This is a genomic window from Acinetobacter sp. YH12201 (assembly GCF_013418145.1).
Lineage (GTDB): Bacteria > Pseudomonadota > Gammaproteobacteria > Pseudomonadales > Moraxellaceae > Acinetobacter.
The window spans coordinates 1-23,115 of record NZ_VPCP01000032.1 but is presented as its reverse complement, the minus strand read 5'-3'; the positions used below and the strand labels follow the sequence as shown (position 1 = coordinate 23,115).

The 23,115-nt window shown below is 43.2% G+C and carries 18 protein-coding genes; 9 read left to right on the top strand and 9 right to left on the bottom strand.

Annotation, left to right across the window (positions count from 1 at the left end; genetic code table 11):
* Positions 1 to 147: 147 nt before the first annotated feature.
* Positions 148 to 1,107: a M28 family peptidase gene (locus FTU91_RS08230; RefSeq protein ID WP_180043609.1), complete on the bottom strand. Its 960-nt coding sequence runs from the start codon at positions 1,105 to 1,107 to the stop codon at positions 148 to 150.
* 154 nt (positions 1,108 to 1,261) lie between these two features.
* On the opposite strand from FTU91_RS08230, the gene rlmH reads away from it, so the two are divergent.
* The 3 genes from rlmH (at position 1,262) to FTU91_RS08215 (ending at position 3,639) form a co-directional block, all read left to right on the top strand.
* Complete coding sequence (rlmH, locus tag FTU91_RS08225; protein WP_086194926.1) at positions 1,262 to 1,744, top strand: 23S rRNA (pseudouridine(1915)-N(3))-methyltransferase RlmH; 483 nt, start codon at positions 1,262 to 1,264, stop codon at positions 1,742 to 1,744.
* A gap of 201 nt (positions 1,745 to 1,945) precedes the next feature.
* The gene (locus FTU91_RS08220; RefSeq protein ID WP_086194925.1) at positions 1,946 to 2,722 is read left to right on the top strand and encodes a dioxygenase; all 777 of its coding nucleotides are present in this window, start codon (positions 1,946 to 1,948) and stop codon (positions 2,720 to 2,722) included.
* Positions 2,723 to 2,871: 149 nt separating this feature from the next.
* Positions 2,872 to 3,639, top strand: coding sequence for an META and DUF4377 domain-containing protein (locus FTU91_RS08215; RefSeq protein WP_086194924.1), 768 nt, complete (start codon positions 2,872 to 2,874; stop codon positions 3,637 to 3,639).
* 71 nt (positions 3,640 to 3,710) lie between these two features.
* Here the strand turns inward: FTU91_RS08215 and gdhA are convergent, their stop codons facing one another.
* Complete coding sequence (gene gdhA, locus FTU91_RS08210; protein WP_086194923.1) at positions 3,711 to 5,054, bottom strand: NADP-specific glutamate dehydrogenase; 1,344 nt, start codon at positions 5,052 to 5,054, stop codon at positions 3,711 to 3,713.
* Positions 5,055 to 5,361: 307 nt separating this feature from the next.
* Here gdhA and FTU91_RS08205 point away from each other — a divergent pair, with 307 nt between their 5' ends.
* Together FTU91_RS08205 and nth are read left to right on the top strand one after the other, a co-directional pair.
* On the top strand, positions 5,362 to 6,183 hold the full coding sequence (locus FTU91_RS08205) for an RnfABCDGE type electron transport complex subunit B (protein WP_257221698.1): 822 nt from the start codon (positions 5,362 to 5,364) through the stop codon (positions 6,181 to 6,183).
* Positions 6,183 to 6,878, top strand: a complete 696-nt coding sequence (gene nth / locus FTU91_RS08200; RefSeq protein ID WP_086195129.1) for an endonuclease III — start codon at positions 6,183 to 6,185, stop codon at positions 6,876 to 6,878. Before FTU91_RS08205 ends, nth begins: the two co-directional genes overlap by 1 nt.
* A gap of 50 nt (positions 6,879 to 6,928) precedes the next feature.
* On the opposite strand, the gene FTU91_RS08195 is transcribed toward nth, so the two are convergent.
* From FTU91_RS08195 to FTU91_RS08180, 4 genes are all read right to left on the bottom strand, one after another.
* On the bottom strand, positions 6,929 to 7,138 hold the full coding sequence (locus FTU91_RS08195) for a hypothetical protein (RefSeq protein WP_180043611.1): 210 nt from the start codon (positions 7,136 to 7,138) through the stop codon (positions 6,929 to 6,931).
* A gap of 83 nt (positions 7,139 to 7,221) precedes the next feature.
* Complete coding sequence (gene adk / locus FTU91_RS08190; RefSeq protein WP_086194920.1) at positions 7,222 to 7,881, bottom strand: adenylate kinase; 660 nt, start codon at positions 7,879 to 7,881, stop codon at positions 7,222 to 7,224.
* Between the two features lie 82 nt (positions 7,882 to 7,963).
* On the bottom strand, positions 7,964 to 9,280 hold the full coding sequence (locus FTU91_RS08185; RefSeq protein ID WP_086194919.1) for a hypothetical protein: 1,317 nt from the start codon (positions 9,278 to 9,280) through the stop codon (positions 7,964 to 7,966).
* A gap of 64 nt (positions 9,281 to 9,344) precedes the next feature.
* Complete coding sequence (locus tag FTU91_RS08180) at positions 9,345 to 9,863, bottom strand: hypothetical protein (protein ID WP_086195128.1); 519 nt, start codon at positions 9,861 to 9,863, stop codon at positions 9,345 to 9,347.
* Between the two features lie 235 nt (positions 9,864 to 10,098).
* Between FTU91_RS08180 and mrdA the strand changes: the two genes are divergently transcribed.
* Both mrdA and rsmD read left to right on the top strand, forming a co-directional pair.
* Positions 10,099 to 12,123 carry a penicillin-binding protein 2 gene (gene mrdA, locus FTU91_RS08175; RefSeq protein WP_086194918.1) on the top strand — a complete coding sequence of 675 codons (2,025 nt, stop codon included), beginning with the start codon at positions 10,099 to 10,101 and terminating at the stop codon, positions 12,121 to 12,123.
* Positions 12,124 to 12,126: 3 nt separating this feature from the next.
* Positions 12,127 to 12,684 carry a 16S rRNA (guanine(966)-N(2))-methyltransferase RsmD gene (gene rsmD, locus FTU91_RS08170; RefSeq protein WP_086194917.1) on the top strand — a complete coding sequence of 186 codons (558 nt, stop codon included), beginning with the start codon at positions 12,127 to 12,129 and terminating at the stop codon, positions 12,682 to 12,684.
* A gap of 56 nt (positions 12,685 to 12,740) precedes the next feature.
* Here the strand turns inward: rsmD and FTU91_RS08165 are convergent, their stop codons facing one another.
* Complete coding sequence (locus FTU91_RS08165; protein WP_086194916.1) at positions 12,741 to 12,947, bottom strand: hypothetical protein; 207 nt, start codon at positions 12,945 to 12,947, stop codon at positions 12,741 to 12,743.
* Between the two features lie 241 nt (positions 12,948 to 13,188).
* On the opposite strand from FTU91_RS08165, the gene FTU91_RS08160 reads away from it, so the two are divergent.
* Both FTU91_RS08160 and FTU91_RS08155 read left to right on the top strand, forming a co-directional pair.
* Positions 13,189 to 13,923, top strand: a complete 735-nt coding sequence (locus FTU91_RS08160; protein ID WP_086195127.1) for a sulfite exporter TauE/SafE family protein — start codon at positions 13,189 to 13,191, stop codon at positions 13,921 to 13,923.
* Positions 13,924 to 14,115: 192 nt separating this feature from the next.
* A complete protein-coding gene (locus FTU91_RS08155) occupies positions 14,116 to 14,445 on the top strand; it encodes a hypothetical protein (protein WP_086194915.1) in 330 nt (109 codons plus the stop codon).
* A 121-nt stretch (positions 14,446 to 14,566) separates the two neighbouring features.
* Here FTU91_RS08155 and FTU91_RS08150 read toward each other — a convergent pair whose 3' ends face one another.
* Together FTU91_RS08150 and FTU91_RS08145 are read right to left on the bottom strand one after the other, a co-directional pair.
* Positions 14,567 to 15,154, bottom strand: coding sequence for a 1-acyl-sn-glycerol-3-phosphate acyltransferase (locus FTU91_RS08150; protein WP_166171014.1), 588 nt, complete (start codon positions 15,152 to 15,154; stop codon positions 14,567 to 14,569).
* Positions 15,155 to 15,631: 477 nt separating this feature from the next.
* Positions 15,632 to 23,104 (bottom strand): tandem-95 repeat protein, encoded by a 7,473-nt coding sequence (locus FTU91_RS08145; protein ID WP_368856209.1) that lies wholly within the window; start codon positions 23,102 to 23,104, stop codon positions 15,632 to 15,634.
* Positions 23,105 to 23,115: the final 11 nt, after the last annotated feature.

The following is a 23,115-nucleotide window of genomic DNA, read 5'->3' as shown; positions in this document are numbered from 1 at the left end:
AGATACAGATGCACTATAGGTTTCTGATTTATTTCTACTTAAAAAGTTATTAATAAGTTATATGAATGGTCATCTACATCTCCAGGTGGATGACCTTTTGATCGCAGTCCCAATATTTCATTAGGGGACTGCGTTTTTTATGTGTTCTTATTCATCAGCTTGAATTATTAAATTATAAGCCAAACCATCTATGACACTAGCTATTTTGGCAATATTTAAAGTTTTCAAGGTATCCTTGGCACTGTGATAGTCCCTGTTACGAAAATGCCCCGTATCTGTAATCATCATGGCGGGAATATCCAGCTTCCAGTAATTGAGATGATCTGAAAACTCCATCCCCGTGATAAAAGACGGTGCAACCAGTCGTTGACACTCCAGGCGCTTCAGTATTCGCATGGATTCACAATATTTTGTACCCAAATCATACGACTGCAAATTACTGACAGCCGCAATAAAGTTACCATGTTGCGGATAAACCCATTTCAGGCCGGCAGGATACTCCTGTACCAGATTTTCATCAAAAAACCCGATCATCTCTAAAATATAAACGCCGCGGATGTGATCTTTCTGAGCCTTGATGGATTTTGCATGTACAAAACTACCCATATGTTCGGTCTTGAAAAATGGCGGCTCCTGCAAGGTATAAAATACGAATTCAACATTATATGGCAGTTGCGATTTCTGCTGTGACAGTATGCGTGCGGTTTCAATCACCCCTGCTACTCCAGAAGCATTATCATCCGCACCTTGAGTTTCACCAAACACATCATAATGCGCGCCGACAATCACTTTGTCAGCATGACCTGCGGTTAAGGTACATACTACGTTGCGATAACCCAAACCATTGACCGAATAATTTTGATACTGACAGGGTATGCCAAACAAACGCATCTGTTCTTTAATCCAGGCAGAAACGCGTTGTAGCTCTTGTGAGTTTTTATAATTACGATGCCCCTGCTGACCTATAATTTGCTCCAGATAGACCTTTAAATTATCGCTACTGGCGGGTGATATGCTCGGTAATGCCCAACTTGAAGTATTGAACAAAAGAGTGCAAAGGAAGGTGCTCAACCATAAGCCTAAATTTTTATCCCTTTTTAATCTCATTTATTATCGTCCTCTCTTCTTATGCATATTCAATCCATTGCTGAAGATTAAAGCAGCATCTGGCACGCCTTTTCAATTGCAATTTGTTGCTCAAAAACAAGTAAAATCAGTTTTAGCGTTTATAATAAAGATGAGTCTTAAATCATCGAATCTTATGAAAATCCGTATTATTACCATCGGTCAAAAAATGCCAGCTTGGGTGCTCACCGGTTTTGAAGATTACTTCAAACGTATCCAGCCTTTTGTGCAGACCCAAATTATAGAATTACCTATGGCAAAACGCGGAAAAAACGATTCTGAAGCCGATATCCTGAAATATCGCCAGATTGAAGGCGAAAGCATCCTGAATGCACTAAAACATAATGAAACCCTGATTGCCCTTGAAGTTGGCGGTAAAGAATTCAGTACTGAAAAACTGGCTGAGACCATGAAACAATGGATGCTGGAAGGTAATGATGTGGTCTTGGCGATTGGCGGTCCGGATGGTCACTCCGAAGCGGTACGTAAAGCTGCTGCATGGCACTGGTCTTTATCCAAACTCACCCTGCCTCACCCTATGGTTCGCGTCATGCTGATCGAGCAGCTCTACCGCGCAATGAGTATCAACAATAATCATCCTTATCACCGGGCGGGTTAAGCAGGTTCAGAACGGGATGATTTGAGCCTGGCAAAATCGTGTAAAGCGAACATATTCCTGAGCTTGAGTCATCAACTGGATCAGACCGTGCATTATTGTTCTAAAAAAGGAACAATATGTTGATATAAATTGTATTTATTCTATTTCTCTTTATTTGGCATCATAGCCTCAATCGATGTTATTTAAATTAGGCGCATCAACATGAATCTACAAACTTTACCCGGTTTATTTATTTCACATGGCTCACCCATGTTGGCGCTAAATCCGGAACAGGTAGGTCCTGCTCTGGAGCGATTGAGCTTAAATCTGCCTAAGCCTGAAGCTATTATTGTGATGTCTGCGCACTGGGAAAGTAATGCGCTTGAAGTGAGTAGTAGCGTTCGTCCAGAAACCTGGCATGACTTCCGCGGTTTCCCGTCTGAGCTGTATGAAATCCGCTATCCGGCACCAGGTCAACCGGAGCTTGCAGAAGACATTCTGCATCTTTTAGCCAGTGCCGGTTTTGCTGCACATGCCAATAGCACCCGTCCACGTGATCATGGCGTGTGGATGCCATTGTTGCATATGTATCCCAAGGCTGATATTCCTGTGGTAGAAATCTCTTTACCGATGAACATGTCTGCTGAGGAGATTTATAAAATTGGTCAAACCCTGGCACCATTACGTGAAAAACAAATATTAATGATCGGTTCGGGAAGTATTACCCATAACTTGCGTGAATTGGCATGGCATGGTGAAGCTGCTACTGTACCCGAGTGGGCATCGACTTTTCGAAATTATGTGGTCAGCAAAATGAATCACAGCGATTATGCTGCGGTTCTGGACTGGCAAAGTATCCCTTATGTAGAGCGTAATCATCCGACCTTAGAACATTTTGCTCCCCTGTTCTTTGCGATGGGGACTGGGCATCGTTTCAGTATTGTGCATAGCAGTTTCAGTATGGGTTCTCTGGGCATGGATATTTACCGTTTTGACTGATGCACATCAACTCATAACTTTTCATTAATAATTAACAAAATTATAGTTATGGATACATTTTGCTACTGAATTCGCCAGAATGTATCCATATTTTTTAAGTACCTTTACGTTATTCTATTAAAAATTCTTCAAAACCAAGTACTTTTAAAATGAAAGTTAAACTTTTAGCAATGGCTCTTTTTCCTCTCATGCTCGCAGCCTGTCAATCTGGCGATATTCAAAAAGCTGGAGATGTTGCCATGTCAGTGTTACATCAACAAAAAGCCGATCAGACTTTAGCTTCTTATCAATGGAGTACCCGTACCGGTACTGCACCTAAACCACTGGTACTGAATTTTGATGATCAAAGCCACCTCAGCATTGCTACCAGCTGTAATGGTATGGGCAGCAGCTGGAAAGTTGAAAATAATCAGATCGTGACAGGTCCCCTCATGGGAACCCAAATGGCATGTCCGGACGCCTCCATGCAGCAAGAAAACATTGCCAAAGATCTGTTTAATAACCGCAAAGTACCGTTTATTTTAGATTTAAAAAATTCACAACAACCAACATTGACCATCATTTCAGCGACAGGTCAGAAATACGTTTTCACTGGTACCATGACCCCTGAAAGCAAATATCAGACTCAGGCTGAAACCATTTTTCTGGAAATTTCACCTGAAACTAAGCCATGTAGCGGTGTCGCCCCACAAAACTGTTTACAGGTTCGGGAAGTTAAATACAGTGAAAGCGGGATAAAAATCCAAGTCGATAAAGACTGGACTTTATTCTATGATCAAATCGAAGATTTTACCCATAACCCCAATGAGCGACAAATCATCCGGGTCAAGCGTTATGAAATCAAGCATCCTGCTGCAGATCAGTCGAAATATGCTTATATCCATGACATGACCGTTGAACGCTCAACTGTTAAGTAAATAGTTTATTCAGGACATAAAAAACCGGAGCATTTGCCCCGGTTTTTTTTAAAGCTTAAACCAAGTCAGACTTAGAATACGCCTTGAGCAAGCATAGCATCAGCCACTTTTACGAAGCCTGCAATGTTCGCACCATCAACATAGTTCACAGTACCGTCTTCTTTAGTACCGTATTTCACACAGTTACGGTGAATTTCTTTCATAATCGCGTGTAAACGTTCATCAACTTCTTCAAACGTCCAGCCTAAACGCAATGCATTTTGAGACATTTCAAGACCAGAAGTCGCTACACCACCTGCATTCGATGCTTTACCTGGCGCATAAAGGATTTTCGCTTCAACGAATTTTTCCACTGCTTCAAGCGTAGACGGCATATTTGCACCTTCAGCAACACAAATCACGCCATTTGCAAGAAGTTGAGCTGCATCGTCTGCATCTAATTCGTTTTGAGTTGCACATGGAAGCGCGATGTCACACTTGATAGACCAAGGACGTTGACCTTCCATATATTCAAAACCGTGTTTAGACGCAAACTCAGAAATACGGCCACGTTGAACGTTTTTAAGTTCCATCACTTCAGCAAGAAGTTCTTCAGTGAAACCGTCTTTAACGAATACAGTACCCGCAGAGTCAGAAAGTGAAACCACTTTTGCACCCAGGAACATGGCTTTTTCAGCAGCGTATTGAGCTACGTTACCAGAACCAGAAATAGTCACCACTTTATCTTTAAAACTATCGTCACGAGTTTTCAGCATTTCTTCCGCGAAATAAACCGTACCGTAACCCGTTGCTTCAGGACGAGCCAGTGAACCACCGAAAGTCAAGCCTTTACCAGTGAATACGCATGAAGTGTCATTGCTGAGCTTCTTCATCATACCTGCCATGTAGCCCACTTCGCGGCCGCCTACACCGATATCGCCCGCAGGAATGTCAGTATTTGAACCCAGATGACGGTACAACTCGATGATTAATGCCTGGCAGAAACGCATGATTTCGCCTTCAGACTTACCTTTAGGGTCAAAGTCTGAACCGCCTTTACCACCGCCCATCGGCAATGTAGTCAAGGCATTTTTGAAAGTTTGTTCAAAACCTAGGAATTTCAAAATTGAAAGGTTCACTGAAGGGTGGAAACGCATCCCTCCTTTAAATGGACCAATAGCTGAGTTGTACTGTACACGGAAAGCACGGTTTACGTGAGTTTGGCCTTTGTCATCTACCCATGAAACACGGAACTGAATCGCACGTTCAGGTTCTACAAGACGTTCAAGTAATCCATGATCAGCATATTCTGGATTCTTTTCAATGAATGGCCAAAGGCTAGTCATTACCTCTTCTACAGCTTGTAGAAACTCTGGTTGATGTTGATCACGTGATTTAACGTAGTTTAGGAAGTCGTTAAGGCTGTTGTATTTCAACGCTTAATCCTCAGCAGAAAATGGATCAAAATTGGTCAAAATTTCAATCAATGATATATTTTGGCGCAAAACATTAAATATCACTTGCACCTATTCAGCAATAGTTTTTTGAAAAAAACTTCAATTTTCTATATAGAACATATATTTAATTTAATTATTCAGTCTTTTTATTTATAAATAAAATAACTTTCAGATATATATCAATGTAATATTTTGCCCGATATTAATGCATTTTTAGTCCCATTTTTGCGCACAGGAATTCTATGTAAAAACATGCTAGTATTGCTCTCCAGCACATTGTTTCACGCTGCTTGCCCAGCACTCCCGGTTATACATGAACACTCAAATTAGCTTGATTCAAAAAATTGACGCCCTGTTGCCGCAAACACAATGCGGACTTTGCGGCCACCGAGATGGATGCCTCCCTTATGCAAAAGCCATAAGTGAAGGTGAAGAGGCCAATAAATGTGTACCAGGCGGACAACCCGTTGCCGATGCTTTGGCTGAATTACTGGGTCGCCCAAAACTCAAAGCAGAAGAAAGTGTTTGGCCAATTCAAAGTGATGGTCGTCCACAACGTATGAAAGCGATTATTCGTGAAGATGAATGTATTGGTTGTACCAAGTGCATCAACGCCTGCCCAGTCGATGCGATTATTGGTTCAGGTAAGCTCATGCATAGCATTTTGACTGACCTTTGTACTGGTTGCGAACTCTGTATTCCGCCCTGCCCGGTCGACTGTATTGACCTGGTAGAAGACGACCACGTCGTGCCTTCAGAAGAGGCGCATATTGCTGAACAAATTGACCTGCGCAAGCGCTATTACGCCCATATTCAGCGTGAAGAGAAACGCCGGATTAACCGCAAAGGTCCGGTGGTGCGTGCCAATATTGATACGGCCTTATTTGCCCAATTTTCAGCGCAAAGTGACTTGGTTCCAGAGATTCAAGTGGTGGAAAAAACAGCTAAACCTATCGTGAGCCACGATGCAGCAACCACCATTCAACTGGCAAAAATTCGCACCCAAATCAAAAAATTAGAAAAACAGCTCAGTGTTCGTGAAGACCTTAAGAAACGTGACCTGCTGAATGATTTGCAACAGCAGCTGATTGTTCTGGGAGCTTCATGATGGCAGTTAAAAACATGACCAGAAAGCAGGTTCAGATTTTTTTTGAACGCTTACGTGAACAAAGACCTAGCCCTAAAACCGAACTGAATTACAGCACTCCTTTTGAACTTTTGGTGGCCGTGACGCTTTCGGCTCAAGCCACCGATGTCAGTGTCAACAAAGCCACCGACAAGCTGTTTCCAGTGGCCAATACCCCGGAAGCCATTTATGCTTTAGGCGTGGAGGGCTTAAAAGAATACATCAAGACCATCGGTTTATATAATGCAAAAGCCGAAAATGTAATTAAAACCTGCAAGCTACTGATGGAAAAACACAACAGTGTAGTGCCTAACAATCGGGCTGATCTGGAAGCATTACCGGGTGTAGGGCGTAAAACTGCCAATGTGGTGCTGAATACCGCTTTTGGCCATCCGACCATGGCGGTCGATACGCATATTTTCCGTTTAGGTAATCGTACCGGTCTGGCTATTGGCAAAAATGTGCTTGAAGTTGAACACCGGCTGGTCAAAGTCATTCCCAAGGAATTTATAGTCGATGCCCATCATTGGCTGATTTTACACGGTCGTTATACCTGTATTGCACGCAAGCCCAAATGTCATGAATGTGTGGTGTGTGATGTGTGCAACTGGCCAGATCGTTTTGAATTTGGTGCTGGCCGTGCGATTCCTGTCAAGAACATTGAAGCTGAATCATAAGTGAGATGAGTTCAGCCAGGTGATGTGCTCCGTTTAAAGTTTAAAAGCCATTATTTTTTATTTTGTTCTGCCTGCTCTTGCTGGCGTTTTTGTTCGAGTTCTGTCTGTAACTTGGGATGCAGCCGACGCACAGGCACCTTGCCAGCATTTTCGCTACGCTCTTGCTGACGTACTTTTTTCAGCATCTTGAAACTGACATAGAACAAAGCAAACAATACTGCCAGAAATACGACCATTAACCCTAATACAGCAAACTTCACAGCATTGTCCTTTTTGAGAGCGTAATAAAAAGAGCCCTAATATGACTTAGGGCTCTTCGATTGTCAAAATCATCGAAATACGATTATTTTGATTGATCTAGAATAGCAAACAAATCAGTTTGAACTTCTTCAATTGGACGCAGACCGTTTAACTTGTCATAAGTCGGTGCATTTTCACCTGATGCTGCGCGACCTTGGTAGAAACCTACCAATTGTTCAGTTTCAGTGTGATAAGAACCTAAACGTTTACGGATGGTTTCTTCCTGGTCATCAGGACGTTGAACCAGTTCTTCACCCGTTTCATCATCTTTACCTTCCACCTTAGGCGGATTGTAAACTACATGATAAACACGGCCAGAAGCCGGGTGCTGACGGCGACCAGAAAGACGTTTTACGATTTCTTCGTCTGGAACATCAATTTCAATCACGTGATCAATGTTGATGCCTTCTTTTTCCAAAGCTTCTGCTTGAGGAATAGTGCGAGGGAAACCATCAAAAATGCAACCGTTTACACAATCAGGTTGAGCAATACGTTCTTTAACCAGACCGATGATAAGCTCGTCTGATACCAGACCGCCACTTTCCATCACGCTTTTAGCTTTAAGACCTAATTCAGTACCTTCACGAATTGCAGCACGGAGCATATCACCGGTTGAAATTTGTGGGACATTGTAGCGCTTACAGATCAACTGAGCCTGTGTACCTTTACCTGCTCCAGGTGGTCCGAGTAATATAATGCGCATAAAAAAACATCCTCATTTAACAAATATATGTGATGCGTTTGCATAACGAATCTCTTTATTCGTCATGTAGTCCAGCATCTAATTATAAGAAAGCCACAAACAAATGTATTGTACCCGCGATAAATCCGGTTACGCCACCCAAGACAATCAGAATCCATTCATCTTCCTGAAAGGCAGGACGTAATAAATTCTGAAACTCTCTTGGCGTCAACTCGCGAATACGGTCTCTAAACATTTGATAGATTTTCTGTGCACGGCTCGCATTAAAGGCCGGGTCGCATACAGGCACCATCGTAATTTCAATCGAGCGATCGATCAAGTCCGTCTTGAGTTTTGCATACTCTTTTGGCCCTAAAGACAGCTGCAAAGAGGTTCGAACAATCGGAGTTTCCATAATTTCGTTAATATGGCGTTTGACGATACGGCGAGTTTTATCTTTCTTCCCACCATACATCATCTCAGTCATAATGGATTTTAACGTAATTAAGTCTTCTGTGACTACTTGGGCAAAAACATCGGAAACCTCATCCTGACGTTTCATAAATGCACCCTGGATATTATAGGTGCCAATATGTGGAATCACCGGTTTGATCCACGGGAACGTGCGACTTTCTGTACGCGCAAAAAACTGTGGATAGCGGATATAATGCGGTTCCAGCGGATTAAACACCATCCAGATGGCAATCCAGTTGGTCAGGAAACCCCACACCGCTGCCCAGAAAGGAACCGTCCAGTGCCAAGGCACCACAAACCAGACAATCATCTGGAATATACCGAAGAACATTCCAATTAATGCACTGATATGCCAGATAAAGTTGATTTCTTTACGTCCCACTTTCAGGAACATGTTCACCATTAAACGGCGATCACCTTCCATTTGGCGCACCACCATTTCACGCATATCCACAAGTGACTCGACGTTCATGGTCAGCTCAGTCACTAATTCTCTTAAAATACCTGGCAGCTGTTTATGCGCTTGCGAATAGATACGGCGCTTAATTGAATAGGGTAAGTTTTCCCAAAGTACCGCATTACGGTCGATCATCATTTCATCAATCAGATGTTCCAGTTCAAAACCGACCTGCTCACCGATAATCCGTGCCATATCTTCCGGATCCATGGCATCCAGAAATTCACGTAAAGAACCCAATTTCGACAAGGTATTATCTGTGATAATTCCTGAAATGCGACCGGCTTTACGTGGCACAATCCCCTGCCAGCCGACAGGGAGCGGCCCTAAGTGGAATCCCCAAAACGTCAGGGGGTAAAACACCATTTTCAGTGCCATCCACACATGTGCCCAAGTTACAAAAGCTGTCACAGGAATGATGCTAAGTACTGCCCAGAAATCAGGGCGATTCAAGAAGGTTTGCCACAATTCGTTGACGTACTCAAACATGCACGATTTCCATATTTAATTTTTTAATCACAAAATACTTAATTATAAAAGCTCACTATTTTCACTATAAACCGACACTTAGAGTATAGGAAAATTGTAGCATGGGTTCTGTCTCTGCAACCACATTACCCTTCTGATCCGTCATCTCTTCGCCAGCACCAATCCCGATACTAAAACTGCTAATCCGTTCTTTACTGAGCAATACATAGGCTAAATCTATACCCGCACCCAGTCTTGCTTCATATTCATTGTTGATGTGTTTACTTTCCAGATGCCCTGCATAGACACCCAGGTAGTAACCGTTTTTATCTTTTCCGGTCAGGTAATAAGGATAACGAAACCCGACCTGAGCACCGGCATTATAGTCATCATTATAAAATACACCCGCTTTTGCATAGGCGATGCCATAAGGATTGACCCATTCTGCATTCAGATGAAGAAGCTTTTTGGTAAATCCAGCCCCGATATTCCATGTTTTAGCACTGTCTGATGTCAATTTCGCTTCAGGTAAATATGAATGGTCTTGTGCATGAGCAATATTTACCAGCGCAAAAAAAGCCAGCAAAGGATACACTTTTGTGATTATTTTCATCGTTGTCCCTAAATTTTATTTTTTAGTACAGTCCTTTTTTTGAATTTTGACTTTAGCAGAATTATCAGAACTCTTATATACTGCACTTTACAATTTTAATGTCTGTAAAGTCAAAGTTTAAACTAAACCCGCCTAACAGTTCGCCAGAACAAATATCAAAAAATGCTTACTTGCGTTAGAATGTGCCACCAGATTTTTCACTCCCCTGTATGTAAGTCGATCGCGTATGAAGCAGCTCTTTCCTTTAAAAAATGTTCAGCAAGAAAAGCGCATTTATCGCAATCGGGTTTTTATCTCCATCGGGATTGTGGCTTTTTTTCTGCTCCTGCTTGTTGCCCGTTATGCCTATCTGCAAATCGCGCATTATAATGAGTTTTCAACCGCTTCAGACCAGAACCGGATCAGGCTACAGCCTTTGGCACCTGCACGTGGCTATATCTATGACCGTAACGGTATTTTACTGGCAGATAATTATCCAGTATTTTCTGCAACGATGTCTCGGGCTGATGTAAAAGATATTGAAGATACCGTAAAGCGTCTGACTCCGATTTTAAGCCTGACACAAGAAGATATTGACCGCTTTAGCAGCCGCATCAAGACCGCTAAAAAAACCGAACGCGTATCATTAAAATTAAATTTAACCGAAACCGATATTGCTAAATTTAGCGAAGTCAAGTTTGAGTTTCCCGGGGTCAATATTGAAACCCAAATGACGCGCTACTATCCGCATGGTGAGCTGTTTGCGCACGTGATTGGTTATGTAGGTCGTATTAACGACAAAGAATTGAAGTCGATTGACAAAGACTTATATGCCGGCACCAACCTGATTGGGAAAATTGGGGTGGAGAAATCTTATGAAGATCTGTTGCATGGCTTGCCCGGCAATGAATCTGTCGAGGCTGATGCTCACGGTAACGTATTACGTAATTTAGGTCGTAAAGAGCCGGTACGCGGAAATGACTTGTACCTTTCAATTGACTATGGCTTGCAGGTCACAGCAACCGAGCAACTGGCGGGTCGTCGCGGTGCCATTGTGGCGCTGAATCCGAAAACAGGAGAAATTCTGGCCCTGGTTTCCAGTCCAAGTTTTAACCCGAATTTATTTGTGACCGGAATTAGCAATACCGACTATAGTGCACTACGTGACAATCTTGACCAGCCGCTGTATAACCGTGCTGTACAAGGTGCCTATCCTCCAGGTTCAACCATTAAACCGATGTTTGGTTTAGGTGGGCTGCATTACAATATCGTGGATTGGAACACCGCCATTTCAGACCCAGGGTATTTTTCTTTACCCGGCGATTCGCATAAATTCCGCGATTGGCGCAAATCAGGTCATGGCACGGTCAATCTGCATAAAGCTCAAGTGGTTTCTTGTGATACCTATTATTATATTTTGGCCTACCGCATGGGCATTGAAAAAATGAATGCCTGGATGCGCCAATTTGGCTTTAGTGAAAAAACTGGCGTCGATTTACCGAGTGAAAGTACCGGTTTGTATCCGAACCCGGACTGGAAAATGCGGACCCGTAAGAGCAAATGGCTAAAAGGTGAAACCATTTCCGTCAGTATCGGACAAGGTGCCTTTACTGCGACGCCGCTGCAACTGGCTATGGCTACTGCAATTACTGCAAACCAAGGTGCGCATATTACCCCGCATGTACTGCGTGAAAGTCACGGCGCCAAACCTTTTAAAATGCGTAATGCACCAGATGGTAAAATTCAGTTTAACGGCAAACCTGAAGACTGGATTAAAATGCGCGATGCCATGATTGATGTTATCGAGACCGGTACAGGTCGTGGTATTCGTACCCCGCTGTATCATATTGCAGGGAAAACCGGGACTGCACAGGTCAAAAGTATTGCCCAAGGTAAAAAATACAACGAAGCATTATTAAGTGAACGTCAGCTTGACCATGGTTTATTTATTGGTTTTGCCCCGGCTGAAAATCCTGAGATTGCGGTTGCGATTGTTTGGGAAAATGGTAAACACGGTGGTTCGGCCGCGCAACTGGCTCGTCCTCTGTTTGACTATTGGTTATACACCCGTAAAAAGAATCCGATCCGTCCTGCGGGCCATCAAATTAGTGGCGGCCTCATGACCGCAGGCATCAAACCGGGTGAATTGCCAAGTGGCACAGCACCAGTGGACACGGCGACCAATGTTCAGACCAATACAACAGCAGCAGCGACACAGCACGCTACTCAAGCCGCATCAGGCGCACACCCCGCAGAAGTTGAAGGTGACTGATCTATGAAAAATCAACTCCGTATTATTGGCGGTGAATGGAAACGCCGTCAGCTTCCTTTTGCCAGTGTTGAAGGTTTACGCCCTACACCCGACCGTGTTCGTGAGACTTTGTTTAACTGGCTGATGTGGGATATTCAAAATGCACAGGTTCTCGATATCTGTGCCGGCTCAGGAGCCTTAAGTTTTGAAGCTTTATCCCGCGGTGCAGCACAGGTGGTAATGATTGAACCGAATCGCACCCAAGCTGCTTTTTTAACCGATAATTTGCAGTTGCTGAAAGTGACCAGCCAACATGCCAAACTCAAAGTTGCCACGGCACAGCAAACCTTACCTACCTTAAAACAGTCTTTTGATCTGGTTTTTTTAGATCCGCCTTATAGTCTGGATTTATGGGAAGAACTGGCCCAGCTTGCTGACCCGCTGATTAAAGACCGCGCCTTTATCTATGTGGAGGCCGATCGCGAATTAAATCAGCTTAAACTCCCCGCTTCTTGGCAACAGATTAAACAAAGCAAGGCGGGAACAGTCCGTGCAGGACTGTATCAAAAAAAGGATTCCTGAATGGAATCCTTTTTTGTTTAATGTAGTCAGTCAATTTCAGATCGGTGATAGATTAGTTAACGACCATAACGCCAGTCTCGGTCATTTCTATCATGATCCCAGTCCGGACGGTCTTTATTGTTCCAGTCACGGTCACCATGATGGTGTCGGTCATAATGTCCGTTACGGTCTCGATGACCACCATAATCGTCATCATAAGGATCCAGGACACAACCAGTTAATGACACTGCCAATACAGAAAGTAAGATCACTTTTTTCATCATCTTCATCACCTCTTTACGGCGTGACTTCAGTATTCAATGCTTTAATGAAGAGCGATGGGAGTCTATGTGAAATTTTGTAGTCATTTATGTCTTTTTTATTCACAGGAAGAATTTCTGTCCTGAATGCTGAAGCGGTTTTATACAAAGTTCTCATTATGTTTGCATAAATCCTGCTAAACATATGCTTGGCTTTTTGACTGATCTTTTGAATACTACCGATTTTTCATCTGTACAGATCGCTATGACTTGGTTGTTATTTATTGTTGGGGCAATGGTCGCAGGTTTTGTACAGGGACTGACTGGCTTTGCCTTTGCCCTCATTGCCATGTCATTCTGGGTGTGGGTCCTCCCCCCGCAAATTGCTGCGCCCCTGGTAGTTTTTGCTTCGGTGTGGAGCCATATCATTTCATTGTTCAATGAACAGAAGCATCCACATCTAAATAAAGCACTGGTACTGCCTTATTTAATTGCCGGGCTGATTGGCGTACCTTTGGGCACATATCTGCTGCATATTATTCAGCCCGAAGCCTTTAAAGTGGTTTTAGGCTTATTTTTGATGTTGTGGTGTCCGGTGATGTTTTTCAATCCGGCATTTCCACGGCTGCAACAATCCGGAAAACTGGCAGACAGTCTGGTTGGATTTTTGGGCGGAATTCTGGGTGGTTTAGGCGGTTTTTGCGGTTCATTGCCTTCTGCCTGGGTCATGCTGAAAAATCTTCCCAAACAGCAACAACGTTACGTTTTACGACATTTTAATTTTGGCATTCAGCTGTTTACCTTAGTGGCCTATTTACTGCAAGGCACGCTTGACATACAGCTCTGGCCTTATATGACAATTTTGCTGATCAGTGTCAGTTTGCCCGCCATTTTAGGGGCAAAATTATTTTATAAAATTTCGGAAACGCAATTTAAACATACAGTTTTAAGCCTTTTATTTACTTCTGGCTGTTTCCTGATTTTCAATACACTGCTCTAAAGAGTAGTGTCTACCTCCCCAAAAAATCAGATTTATATGTTGAGATATTGCAACCTTACTTATCTATAACAATCGGTCAAAATTACAATAAATCTCACTTAAACAAAAAACACCCAATCAGTCGGGCAGATCAAATATATCGGCAGGAAAACTTTATACAATAACCTAACCCCATCATCCATTTTCCTAGAAATGAAAACCTTGATTTTATTAGCAGGAATGATTCTTCTCTCTGGCTGTTCTCTGACCACCTCTCATGAGCTGAAACATGCAGAAAAAATGCTGGCAAATTTTCAGTGCAATAGAATTGAAACCGCACAAATGGCGCATACTTCGATTACCTCCTATCATGAACAGGCACTCGCTTCTAGCCGCCAGAAAGCCGAATCTTATGTACAAAGCTATAAAGATGGAGAGGAGTTATTTAAGGTGCCATTAACAGAAGTAATCGAGGAACAATATTATATTTATCAGGAAGCTTGCCAACATTTAGGCGGGATTAACCCGGCACAAAATCAATAATTTTTTAAGCGAAAATTGAATTTCACATTGACTGATCCATCATGTGCATCGAGCCAAGATTTTGCCATCTGCATCTATTAGCTTAGCGTGAAGATCAGTCAGGGAAACCATACGTTTTCACTTAGGTTTCATGGTAATAACGTGTATCCACGCTAAACTGTTCTGGAAATTTGGCCTGAATTTGTGCATAAAAAGCCATAATTTCAGCCATATCTTTTTCATAATCACCACTAGGATAAACAATTTTACCCACCCCGGTTTTCTTCTTGGCATAATCCATATAAGCCAATGCAATGGGTACGCCTGCATTGACTGCCACATGGTAGAAACCGGTTTTCCATTGTTCCTGTTTGGCACGCGTTGCTTCCGGTGTGACCAACATCACCAGTTTTGGATGGGTTTTAAATAAATCCGACATCACCTGAACCATACTTGGTCGTGGCTCACCCTCTTTTTTCGCTGTGCGGTCAATTCCGATTCCACCCATTGCGCGTACAAATGGACCAAAAGGAAATTTCATATAGCTGTCTTTAATGGTAATCCGAACGTTGACCCCTAAGGCCTTGAGTGCCAGACGTGCATATAAGGCATCCCAGTTGCTGGTGTGCGGTGCAGCAATCATGACGCACTGATCCAGATCAAGAGGCCAATGGTTATCGATTTCCCAGCCCATCATTTTTAAACTTTGTTCAGCTAATTTCTCAAACACTTACCGCACCGCCACCTAATCAAGTGCGCAAATTTTAACAAGGTCGCTGAAATATAAAAGTGCATTGTGAATAATAATCAACCAGTTAATAGATCAAGACATAACTGTCAAGTTCAAATAAAATAGCTAAGGTCTGCTGTTTTATTTTGCACCCATTTCCACATTAAGATCATAAACTGATGATCTTAAGACGAAGTTCCATATCCAAACCCTACAAAAAAGACCGAATAAAGCCGGTGGCTATTCAGTCCACTTAATTTAGTGAACACTATCATGGTGTTAATGAGGTAGGAAAAGTGGGGTCCACTGGACACTTACAGCTTATAGGATAGATTGGTAAGATGAGTTCGCCGGATGCGTACCTTCTTAAGTTTATTAGTTCAGACTTACTTAAAGAAAATCCCAGTTTTAAGAGATTAAAACTGGGATTTGGGTTTGACCCAATATGCTGCCTTTGCAACATATCTAAGATGAGTTTTAGATAATGATATTTACACCACCTGCAGCAACGATCTCATTCTCAACCCATACTTTGGCACTAGAATCACTCCAAGTATACTCAGTCATGGTGACATTATTGGCATCTGTAATAACAGCTCCTTTAATAGCACCTGTTTCCAATGTAACTTTATCAGCAGCATCACCGTAGATTGCCAATATATCAGTATCAGAAATATCTAGAACATCCTGAGCTGTCAGAGTAAGTGTTGATCCTTCTGCTTCATTACCCAAATTAATGTGCTCAATACCTGTGATGTTATTATGCAAGGATAGATCAAGATTGATTCCTCCCAATAATGTCAAAGTATCAATGCCTAAGCCACCATTCACAGATTCAAATCCAGTGCCAGATATCATAATCGTATCATTGCCTGAACCGCCATTCATAGTGTCATAACCATTACCATCAATGAGTAAATCATTACCAGCACCACCATTTAATGTATCGTTACCTGTACCACCTCGTAACAAGTCATTACCATCATTGCCATTCAGGACATCATCACCATCAAAGCCATATAGACGTTCACTGCTGAATCCTAATAAGCTACTATCCAAAACATCATTTCCAGAAGTTCCTTGAATAATATCAGGACTACCGCTCTGACCGATTAGACCTTCAAGAACCGCTGCATCAGCAAGAGAAGCGATAATATCGCTATCTGTTGAATTATAGCTGTCAGTTGCTGTAATGGTGAAAGTACCCAATACACTGACATCCAGCGTTAATCCGCCATTTAAGGTTTGTAAGACAGTTAACAAGTTAATGCCGTCAGATTGTAATCTTACTGTCGCAAGCAACTCATTAATTGCCCAGTTATCGATATCACCGCCGTCAATTGCAGTAATCGTGAGTGTTGAAGTCGGACCTAAAAGACCTAGTAATCCAGTATTTTCAACCGTAAAATTTAGACCTAGATCTTTAGCAAGTTGAGCAGAAACTTCCAGATAAGCATCACCTAAAGCAACATTCGCGACGCCCGCAAATTTAACTACAACTGTACGAAGATTGTTATCCACATCCAGCGCGACCATTGCTTGGCGGCTTAAATCAATAACGCCTAGTACATCTGCACCAATTAGGCCTAGCAAGTTGGCATCAAATGCCTGTGTTACTGGTGGCGCATTTCCATCTAACTCAAATGCAGGATCTGAACTATCAAAAGCAATAATTGTATCTACAGTGTCTTTATCATTGTCTGTGAGAACGATATCAAAAGTAGAAACTCCTTCTGTGGACAGAGCTGAATATTCCTGATCAACTAAGAGGTTTCCATTTTTCAACAACTGTTCAATCACTTCAAGATTTGATTGGCCATTGACCAGATCAGTATTGGTAAAGATGATACGCTGGTCTACTGTTGTGCTAACGGCACCTGAAGTACTGATATCAAGTATCGTATCATCTGCAACACCATCACCATCACCATCACCTATACTGAAAGATAAATAGTTAGTGAGATTACCGGCTAATAGATTTGCGATAGCACGTTCGTTTTCTAACAAGCCACGCAGATCAAGAATATCTCCACCACCGGCAACTGGTTGTACATTGAAATCAGCAATGATATCAGTTGCTAATGATGTACCTTGATCGCCTTTCTCAAAGAGGAAAATATCATTGCCTGTTCCACCAACCAGAGTATCATCACCTGTACCACCAATCAGCGTATCATTACCTGATCCACCATTGAGGATATCTGAATCCGCTCCTCCTCGCAGTAAATCATTACCATCACTACCCGCTAGCTGGTCATCACCTGCGTAACCATATAAACGTTCGTCCGTCGTTAGACCATTATTATCACCAGTCTGCAGATCAATACCTGAGGTACCTTCCCAAATTGGTGAAGGATTGTTAGAAGGATTCAGTAAATTAAGCCCAGCGAGATCAGTTTCTGCAGAATCTGTAACGACATTTCCTTGGTTATCTGTCACTGTCATTGAAATTGTAGGAAGCAGATTCACAGATACAATACTGCCTTGATCCACATAAACAGTAGCCAAAAATTCATTTAACTGCTGATTATCAATCGTTCCTCCACCTACTTTTTCAATAGTAATATTGGCAAATGTTTGAAGGAGCCCCCCTAGTCCGTTACGATCTGGAGTGACTACCAAACCAAACTCATCCGCCAACGCCTGAGACCAACGGATATCATAAGAGTCTAAAAGGGAAATGCCTAATGATGTCATTTCTACTACGACTTGGGTGATATCCTTGTTCGGATCAGTGGCTGTAAATTGCTGGTTGGTACCAACACCCACCAAACCAAGAGCACCTGCATTTACCAATCCCAACAAACTCGCAGAAGAATTGACATTCACAATTGGTGCTTCATCAATTGCTGGTCCTGACTCAAGTTTAGCGTACTCATAACTACCCGTGAGCATATTGACAATCAGGAGATCGCCACGGTTGGTATAAATGGTTAACTCATCTGAAGCCGGGTCAAATGTATATGTCGTACCATCCGCGGTGCCTGTAGGCGTGATCGTATCTGCACCATTATAGGTTAACGTATAATCTGCAAAGGTTACACTTTGGACATAACCACCATCGGCACCAAAACCAACTACAAGCTCACCTGAAGTCGTTTCACCCGCTGAAACCTGAACCCAATTGTCTGGGTAGCTATAATCAACAAGAAGATTACCCGTATAGAGCAAATCGTTGAGGATCTCCTGTTGAGTCTTCCCTGTGACAAGATCAACATTCGCAAGAACGATAACCTGATCATAAGAAGTTGATACTGTGCCATTTACACTTACCCGGATAATAGTATCGTCTGCAATACCATCACCGTCACCATCAGCCTTTTCAAATGATAGATAGTCCGTTAAATTGCCCGTTTGTCCAATCACATGATTTTCACCTTGTAACAAAGTGCGCAGATCAATCACATCTCCGCCAGCACCCAAAGTAAAGTCGGTAATGACATCAACTGGTTTATAGCTGATAACACCATCACTGTTAAAGTCCTGAACTATGGTCACTTCCGGTGATGAATAAGTACTTACTAGAGGACCAGTATCCACAGTTACACTATCAGTACTCGCAATAGATATTGTATCACCTCGCTGAAGCGTCGCTGTCACAGTTAAAGTTTGCTCCTCACCAGGTGATGGATAGCTTCTTGTAATTGGGCCTGCATCAATAATTGCTTGAGTCAGTACAATCGTTTCGGTAACTCCAGTATTTGTCACGATGACTAACTCATCCCCAACTGCAGAACCAGATGCCAAAGCTATAGAAACATCAATATCACCTTGTAACTCTCCTGCATCTAGAATTCCGTTGTGGTCTGTTAGTAAACCATCATTAAGTAGATTACCAAGACCATTACCATCATCTTCAGTAATTGTAACAGTCGGCTGAAGGCCGTTAGTCATCGCACCAATCACCACAGTTGCAGTACCAGGTTTACTTACATAGGTTGAACCTACACTGAGCATATGAACAGCTGTCACTGTAATTTGTTGACCTTCTACTGGTGCTGTGACTGGCACTAAAATATAGCCTGTAACGATATCTGAGGCAGTCAAGGTAATATCTTGTGTTGTTGTAACTATTCCAACAGTCGTTGTTACACGAATAACTTGACCATCTATATAACCAACAACATCAATTTTTGCATCAAGCGTAGTTGGAGCTGTCATAAGCTGATCGCCCAGACTCCATTGGAAGATATCAGACCCTGTTCCACCAGTTAGCTCATCTGAACCTTGTCCACCATTAAGCAGATCAGCACCTGAGCCACCATTTAAGAGATCATTTCCTAAACCACCATCGAGCAAATCATTCCCATTATTGCCATATAACTGGTCATCTCCAGCACCACCATAGAGCTTGTCATTTCCATCAGAATCACCACCTTCGTCGACAGAATTGTAACCATAGAGTCGATCGTTTCCTGAACCGCCGAATACAATGTCAGATCCGCCAAAACCGTACACAGTGTCATTACCCACACTGGTAAAGTAGACATCATCTCCCATGTTTACTCCAGATGTACCAGTCACAGTATCATTTAAACCAGCAGCGTAACCCAATACACTACCACTATTCAGAACATCAGTTTCCAACCAGTCTGAACCCAGTTTGGTGTCACTAAAACCTGAAGTATCGGTCACGGTCAAGGTAGACACTGCCATCATATCGTTGGTAGCACTTCCTCCCATCAGACCACGCATCATCTGGTACAGGGTAGTTAACAACACATTAACTGATTGATTATCCATTGATGTTGGAGCTACTGCTGTAACGGTAAAGATTAAATCTCCTCCTGTAGTCCAATTAATTTCCAAACCTAATTCAGCAGCAAACTCCGACTTGAATAAAACTCCTGAATCATTATTCAGTAGTGTTCTTAAAGTATCCGTATTGGTGCCAGATGGGATAGATAACACAACACTGGCAAGATTGTTATCCGATGCCCAGGCCAATAGTTTCTGATCTGTACCAAATTCCAGAATATTCAACAGTTGTGAATCAACACGCGCAATATCGGGATCCGCATCTGACAGCACTGCTACAATATTATCCGCCCCCTCATATGTTGGCAGGGAGGAAGCAGCTGTCATCATGGCAACCGGCATATCATCTTCAACATCTATCGTAAAGTTATAGGTTGAACCATCCATAACAGTACTAAATTGAAGTGAAAGTACATCCTCAACATCGACAACAGGATGATCTAATGGCGCCAGTAAGGTAAATGTATATTCACCATTTGCTTTGACTATTAAAGTTGCAACAGGCGTAGTTCCAGCTACTCCAGTTAGAGTATAGGTATCTGTTCCGTCTCCACTTGGTGTCCATGTCACAGGAACTCCATCCGAGTTTAGAGGTGCTGAAGTTAATGTGACTGAAGTCACTGTTGTAACAGGAGATATAAGATTCAGCGCCGCCGTAACTGTTGTTACGTCGGTCGTATCTGTCGGGGATCCAAGCATATCTGGCTGACCAAATGGTAGGCCTTCTTCAGATACAGTCGGTTGACCCACGATCAGAGTTAAGGTTGCTGTATCTGTAAACTCACCATCTGTTACCGTATAGAGATAGGTATCTGTTCCCATCCATCCAGAGGTAGGTGGGGTATATACATAACTACCATCACTCGCAATAACAATTTGCCCACCTTGAGTTGTCGTGTAAGTTCCAGGTGCTTGTACACTCAAGCTACTATCCACATCTGTATCATTGGCCAACACACTCACTTTAGATGTAAATGTCGTGTCTTTTACAACATAAGCAAGATCATCTACTGTAACAGGCTCATCATTCACAGCACCAACAGTAATTGTCAAAGTTGCGGTATCAAAGAACTCTCCATCTGTAATTGTGTAATCAACGCTATCTGTACCATTGAAATTCGCTACAGGTGTATAGACATACTGCCCGTCCGCAGCAATCACGATCGTACCACCCTGAGTCGTCGTATATGTAGCTGCAACTGCTGTGAAACTGCTATCAACATCACTGTCATTCGCCAACAGGCTGATTGTTGAAGTAAATACAGTATCTTCTGTGCTACTAATCGCATCATCTGCTGCTATTGGAGCATCATTTACAGAAATTACATTAATATTCACAGTAGCTGTAGAAGTCTCACCATCACTATCCCTAATGGTGTAAGTGAAACTTGCAGGACCATTGTAATTAGCGCTTGGCGTAAATATGACATTTCCATCTATATCAAGAGCCACAGTACCATTGGTTGCATTTTGCACCGAGGTAATGCTAACTGGTGCATCAAGCAAGCCTGTATCATTACTTAACAGATCAGCTGCTGTGATATTAAGTACAGTATCTTCGTTAGTAGCAAAGTTGTCATCTACTGCAACTGGCTGAGCTTCATTGACTGCTTCAACAACTATGCGTAATGTTCCTACATCTGTTAGTGATCCATCCGTAATGGTGTAATCAACGGTGTCTATACCGGCAAAATTAGCTGCTGGCATATAAACATATTGGCCGTCTTGCGAGATCACAATCGTACCGCCTTGCGTGGTCGTGTACGTACCTGCAACCGCTGTAAAGTTGCTATCAACATCGCTGTCATTCGCTAACAGACTAACGGTTGAAGTAAATATGGCATCTTCTGCAACTGTAATCAGATCATCTATCGCTACCGGGGCATCATTCACCGGAGTCACGCTGACGTTTACTACGCTGCTGCTGGTACCACCCATGCCATCGCTAATGCTATAGCTAATAGTGTCTGCACCGGTGTAGTTCGTGTTCGGTGTATAGCTGAGTGTGCCATCTGCATTGATTGTCACTGTGCCATGCAACGCGCTCGCTGCAGTAACAGTTAACGTATCATTTTCAGCATCCGTGTCATTGCCCAGAACAATAATGGTGGCTGCAGTGTCCTCGATCACCGTTGCTATATCTGGATTGGCCACAGGTGCATCATTCACCAGGCTGGTCACCGGCATTGCCGCTGTGCCAGTCACAGGTGTTGTACCATCAGTCACTGTTACACTGACTGCAGGAAGGTTTCCACCTCCGTTCACCCAGTCCGCACCCGCCTGGGTCAAGCTTACAACACCCGTCGCAGGATCAATGCTGTAGTAGCCGTCCGGATTGTTAGTCAGGCTGTAAGTCAGCGTATCGCCTTCGGCATCGGTCGCATTCGCATCCGTCACTACCATGCCTGCCGTCGCACTGTTTTCTGTAATGCTGGTCAAGCTATCAGTGAAGCTCAGTACCGGGGCATCATTCACAGGAGTCACGCTGACGTTGACTACGCTGCTGCTGGTACCGCCATTGCCATCGCTAATGCTATAGCTAATGGTGTCTGCACCAGTGTAGTTCGCGTTCGGTGTATAGCTGAGTGTGCCATTTGCATTGATTGTCACTGTGCCATGCAACGCGCTCGCTGCAGTAACAGTTAACGTATCATTTTCAGCATCCGTGTCATTGCCTAGAACCGTAATCGTGGTTGGAGTGTCTTCAACAACCGTTGCTGTATCTGGATTGGCCACAGGCGCATCATTCACCAGCGTGGTCGCCGGCATTGCCGCTGTACCAGTCACAGGCGTTGTACCATCGGTCACTGTTACGCTGACTGCAGGAAGGTTTCCACCTCCGTTCACCCAGTCTGCGCCCGCCTGGGTCAAGCTTACAACACCCGTCGCAGGATCAATGCTGTAGTAGCCGTCCGGATTGTTAGTCAGGCTGTAAGTCAGCGTATCGCCTTCGGCATCGGTCGCATTCGCATCCGTCACCACCATGCCTGCCGTCGCACTGTTTTCTGTAATGCTGGTCAAGCTATCAGTGAAGCTCAGTACCGGGGCATCATTCACCGGAGTCACGCTGACGTTGACTACGCTGCTGCTGGTTCCACCATTGCCATCGCTAATGCTATAGCTAATGGTGTCTGCACCGGTGTAGTTCGCGTTCGGTGTATAGCTGAGTGTGCCATCTGCATTGATTGTCACTGTGCCATGCA

Excerpts from the sequence above, each read along its gene's own strand:
- nth (WP_086195129.1), top strand. The coding sequence starts at position 6,183 with ATGGCAGTTAAAAACATGACCAGAAAGCAGGTTCAGATTTTTTTTGAA.
- mrdA (WP_086194918.1), top strand. The coding sequence starts at position 10,099 with ATGAAGCAGCTCTTTCCTTTAAAAAATGTTCAGCAAGAAAAGCGCATT.
- FTU91_RS08230 (WP_180043609.1), bottom strand. The coding sequence starts at position 1,107 with ATGAGATTAAAAAGGGATAAAAATTTAGGCTTATGGTTGAGCACCTTC.
- adk (WP_086194920.1), bottom strand. The coding sequence starts at position 7,881 with ATGCGCATTATATTACTCGGACCACCTGGAGCAGGTAAAGGTACACAG.
- rlmH (WP_086194926.1), top strand. The coding sequence starts at position 1,262 with ATGAAAATCCGTATTATTACCATCGGTCAAAAAATGCCAGCTTGGGTG.
- FTU91_RS08165 (WP_086194916.1), bottom strand. The coding sequence starts at position 12,947 with ATGATGAAAAAAGTGATCTTACTTTCTGTATTGGCAGTGTCATTAACT.
- FTU91_RS08215 (WP_086194924.1), top strand. The coding sequence starts at position 2,872 with ATGAAAGTTAAACTTTTAGCAATGGCTCTTTTTCCTCTCATGCTCGCA.
- FTU91_RS08220 (WP_086194925.1), top strand. The coding sequence starts at position 1,946 with ATGAATCTACAAACTTTACCCGGTTTATTTATTTCACATGGCTCACCC.
- FTU91_RS08160 (WP_086195127.1), top strand. The coding sequence starts at position 13,189 with ATGACTTGGTTGTTATTTATTGTTGGGGCAATGGTCGCAGGTTTTGTA.
- FTU91_RS08185 (WP_086194919.1), bottom strand. The coding sequence starts at position 9,280 with ATGTTTGAGTACGTCAACGAATTGTGGCAAACCTTCTTGAATCGCCCT.
- rsmD (WP_086194917.1), top strand. The coding sequence starts at position 12,127 with ATGAAAAATCAACTCCGTATTATTGGCGGTGAATGGAAACGCCGTCAG.
- FTU91_RS08155 (WP_086194915.1), top strand. The coding sequence starts at position 14,116 with ATGAAAACCTTGATTTTATTAGCAGGAATGATTCTTCTCTCTGGCTGT.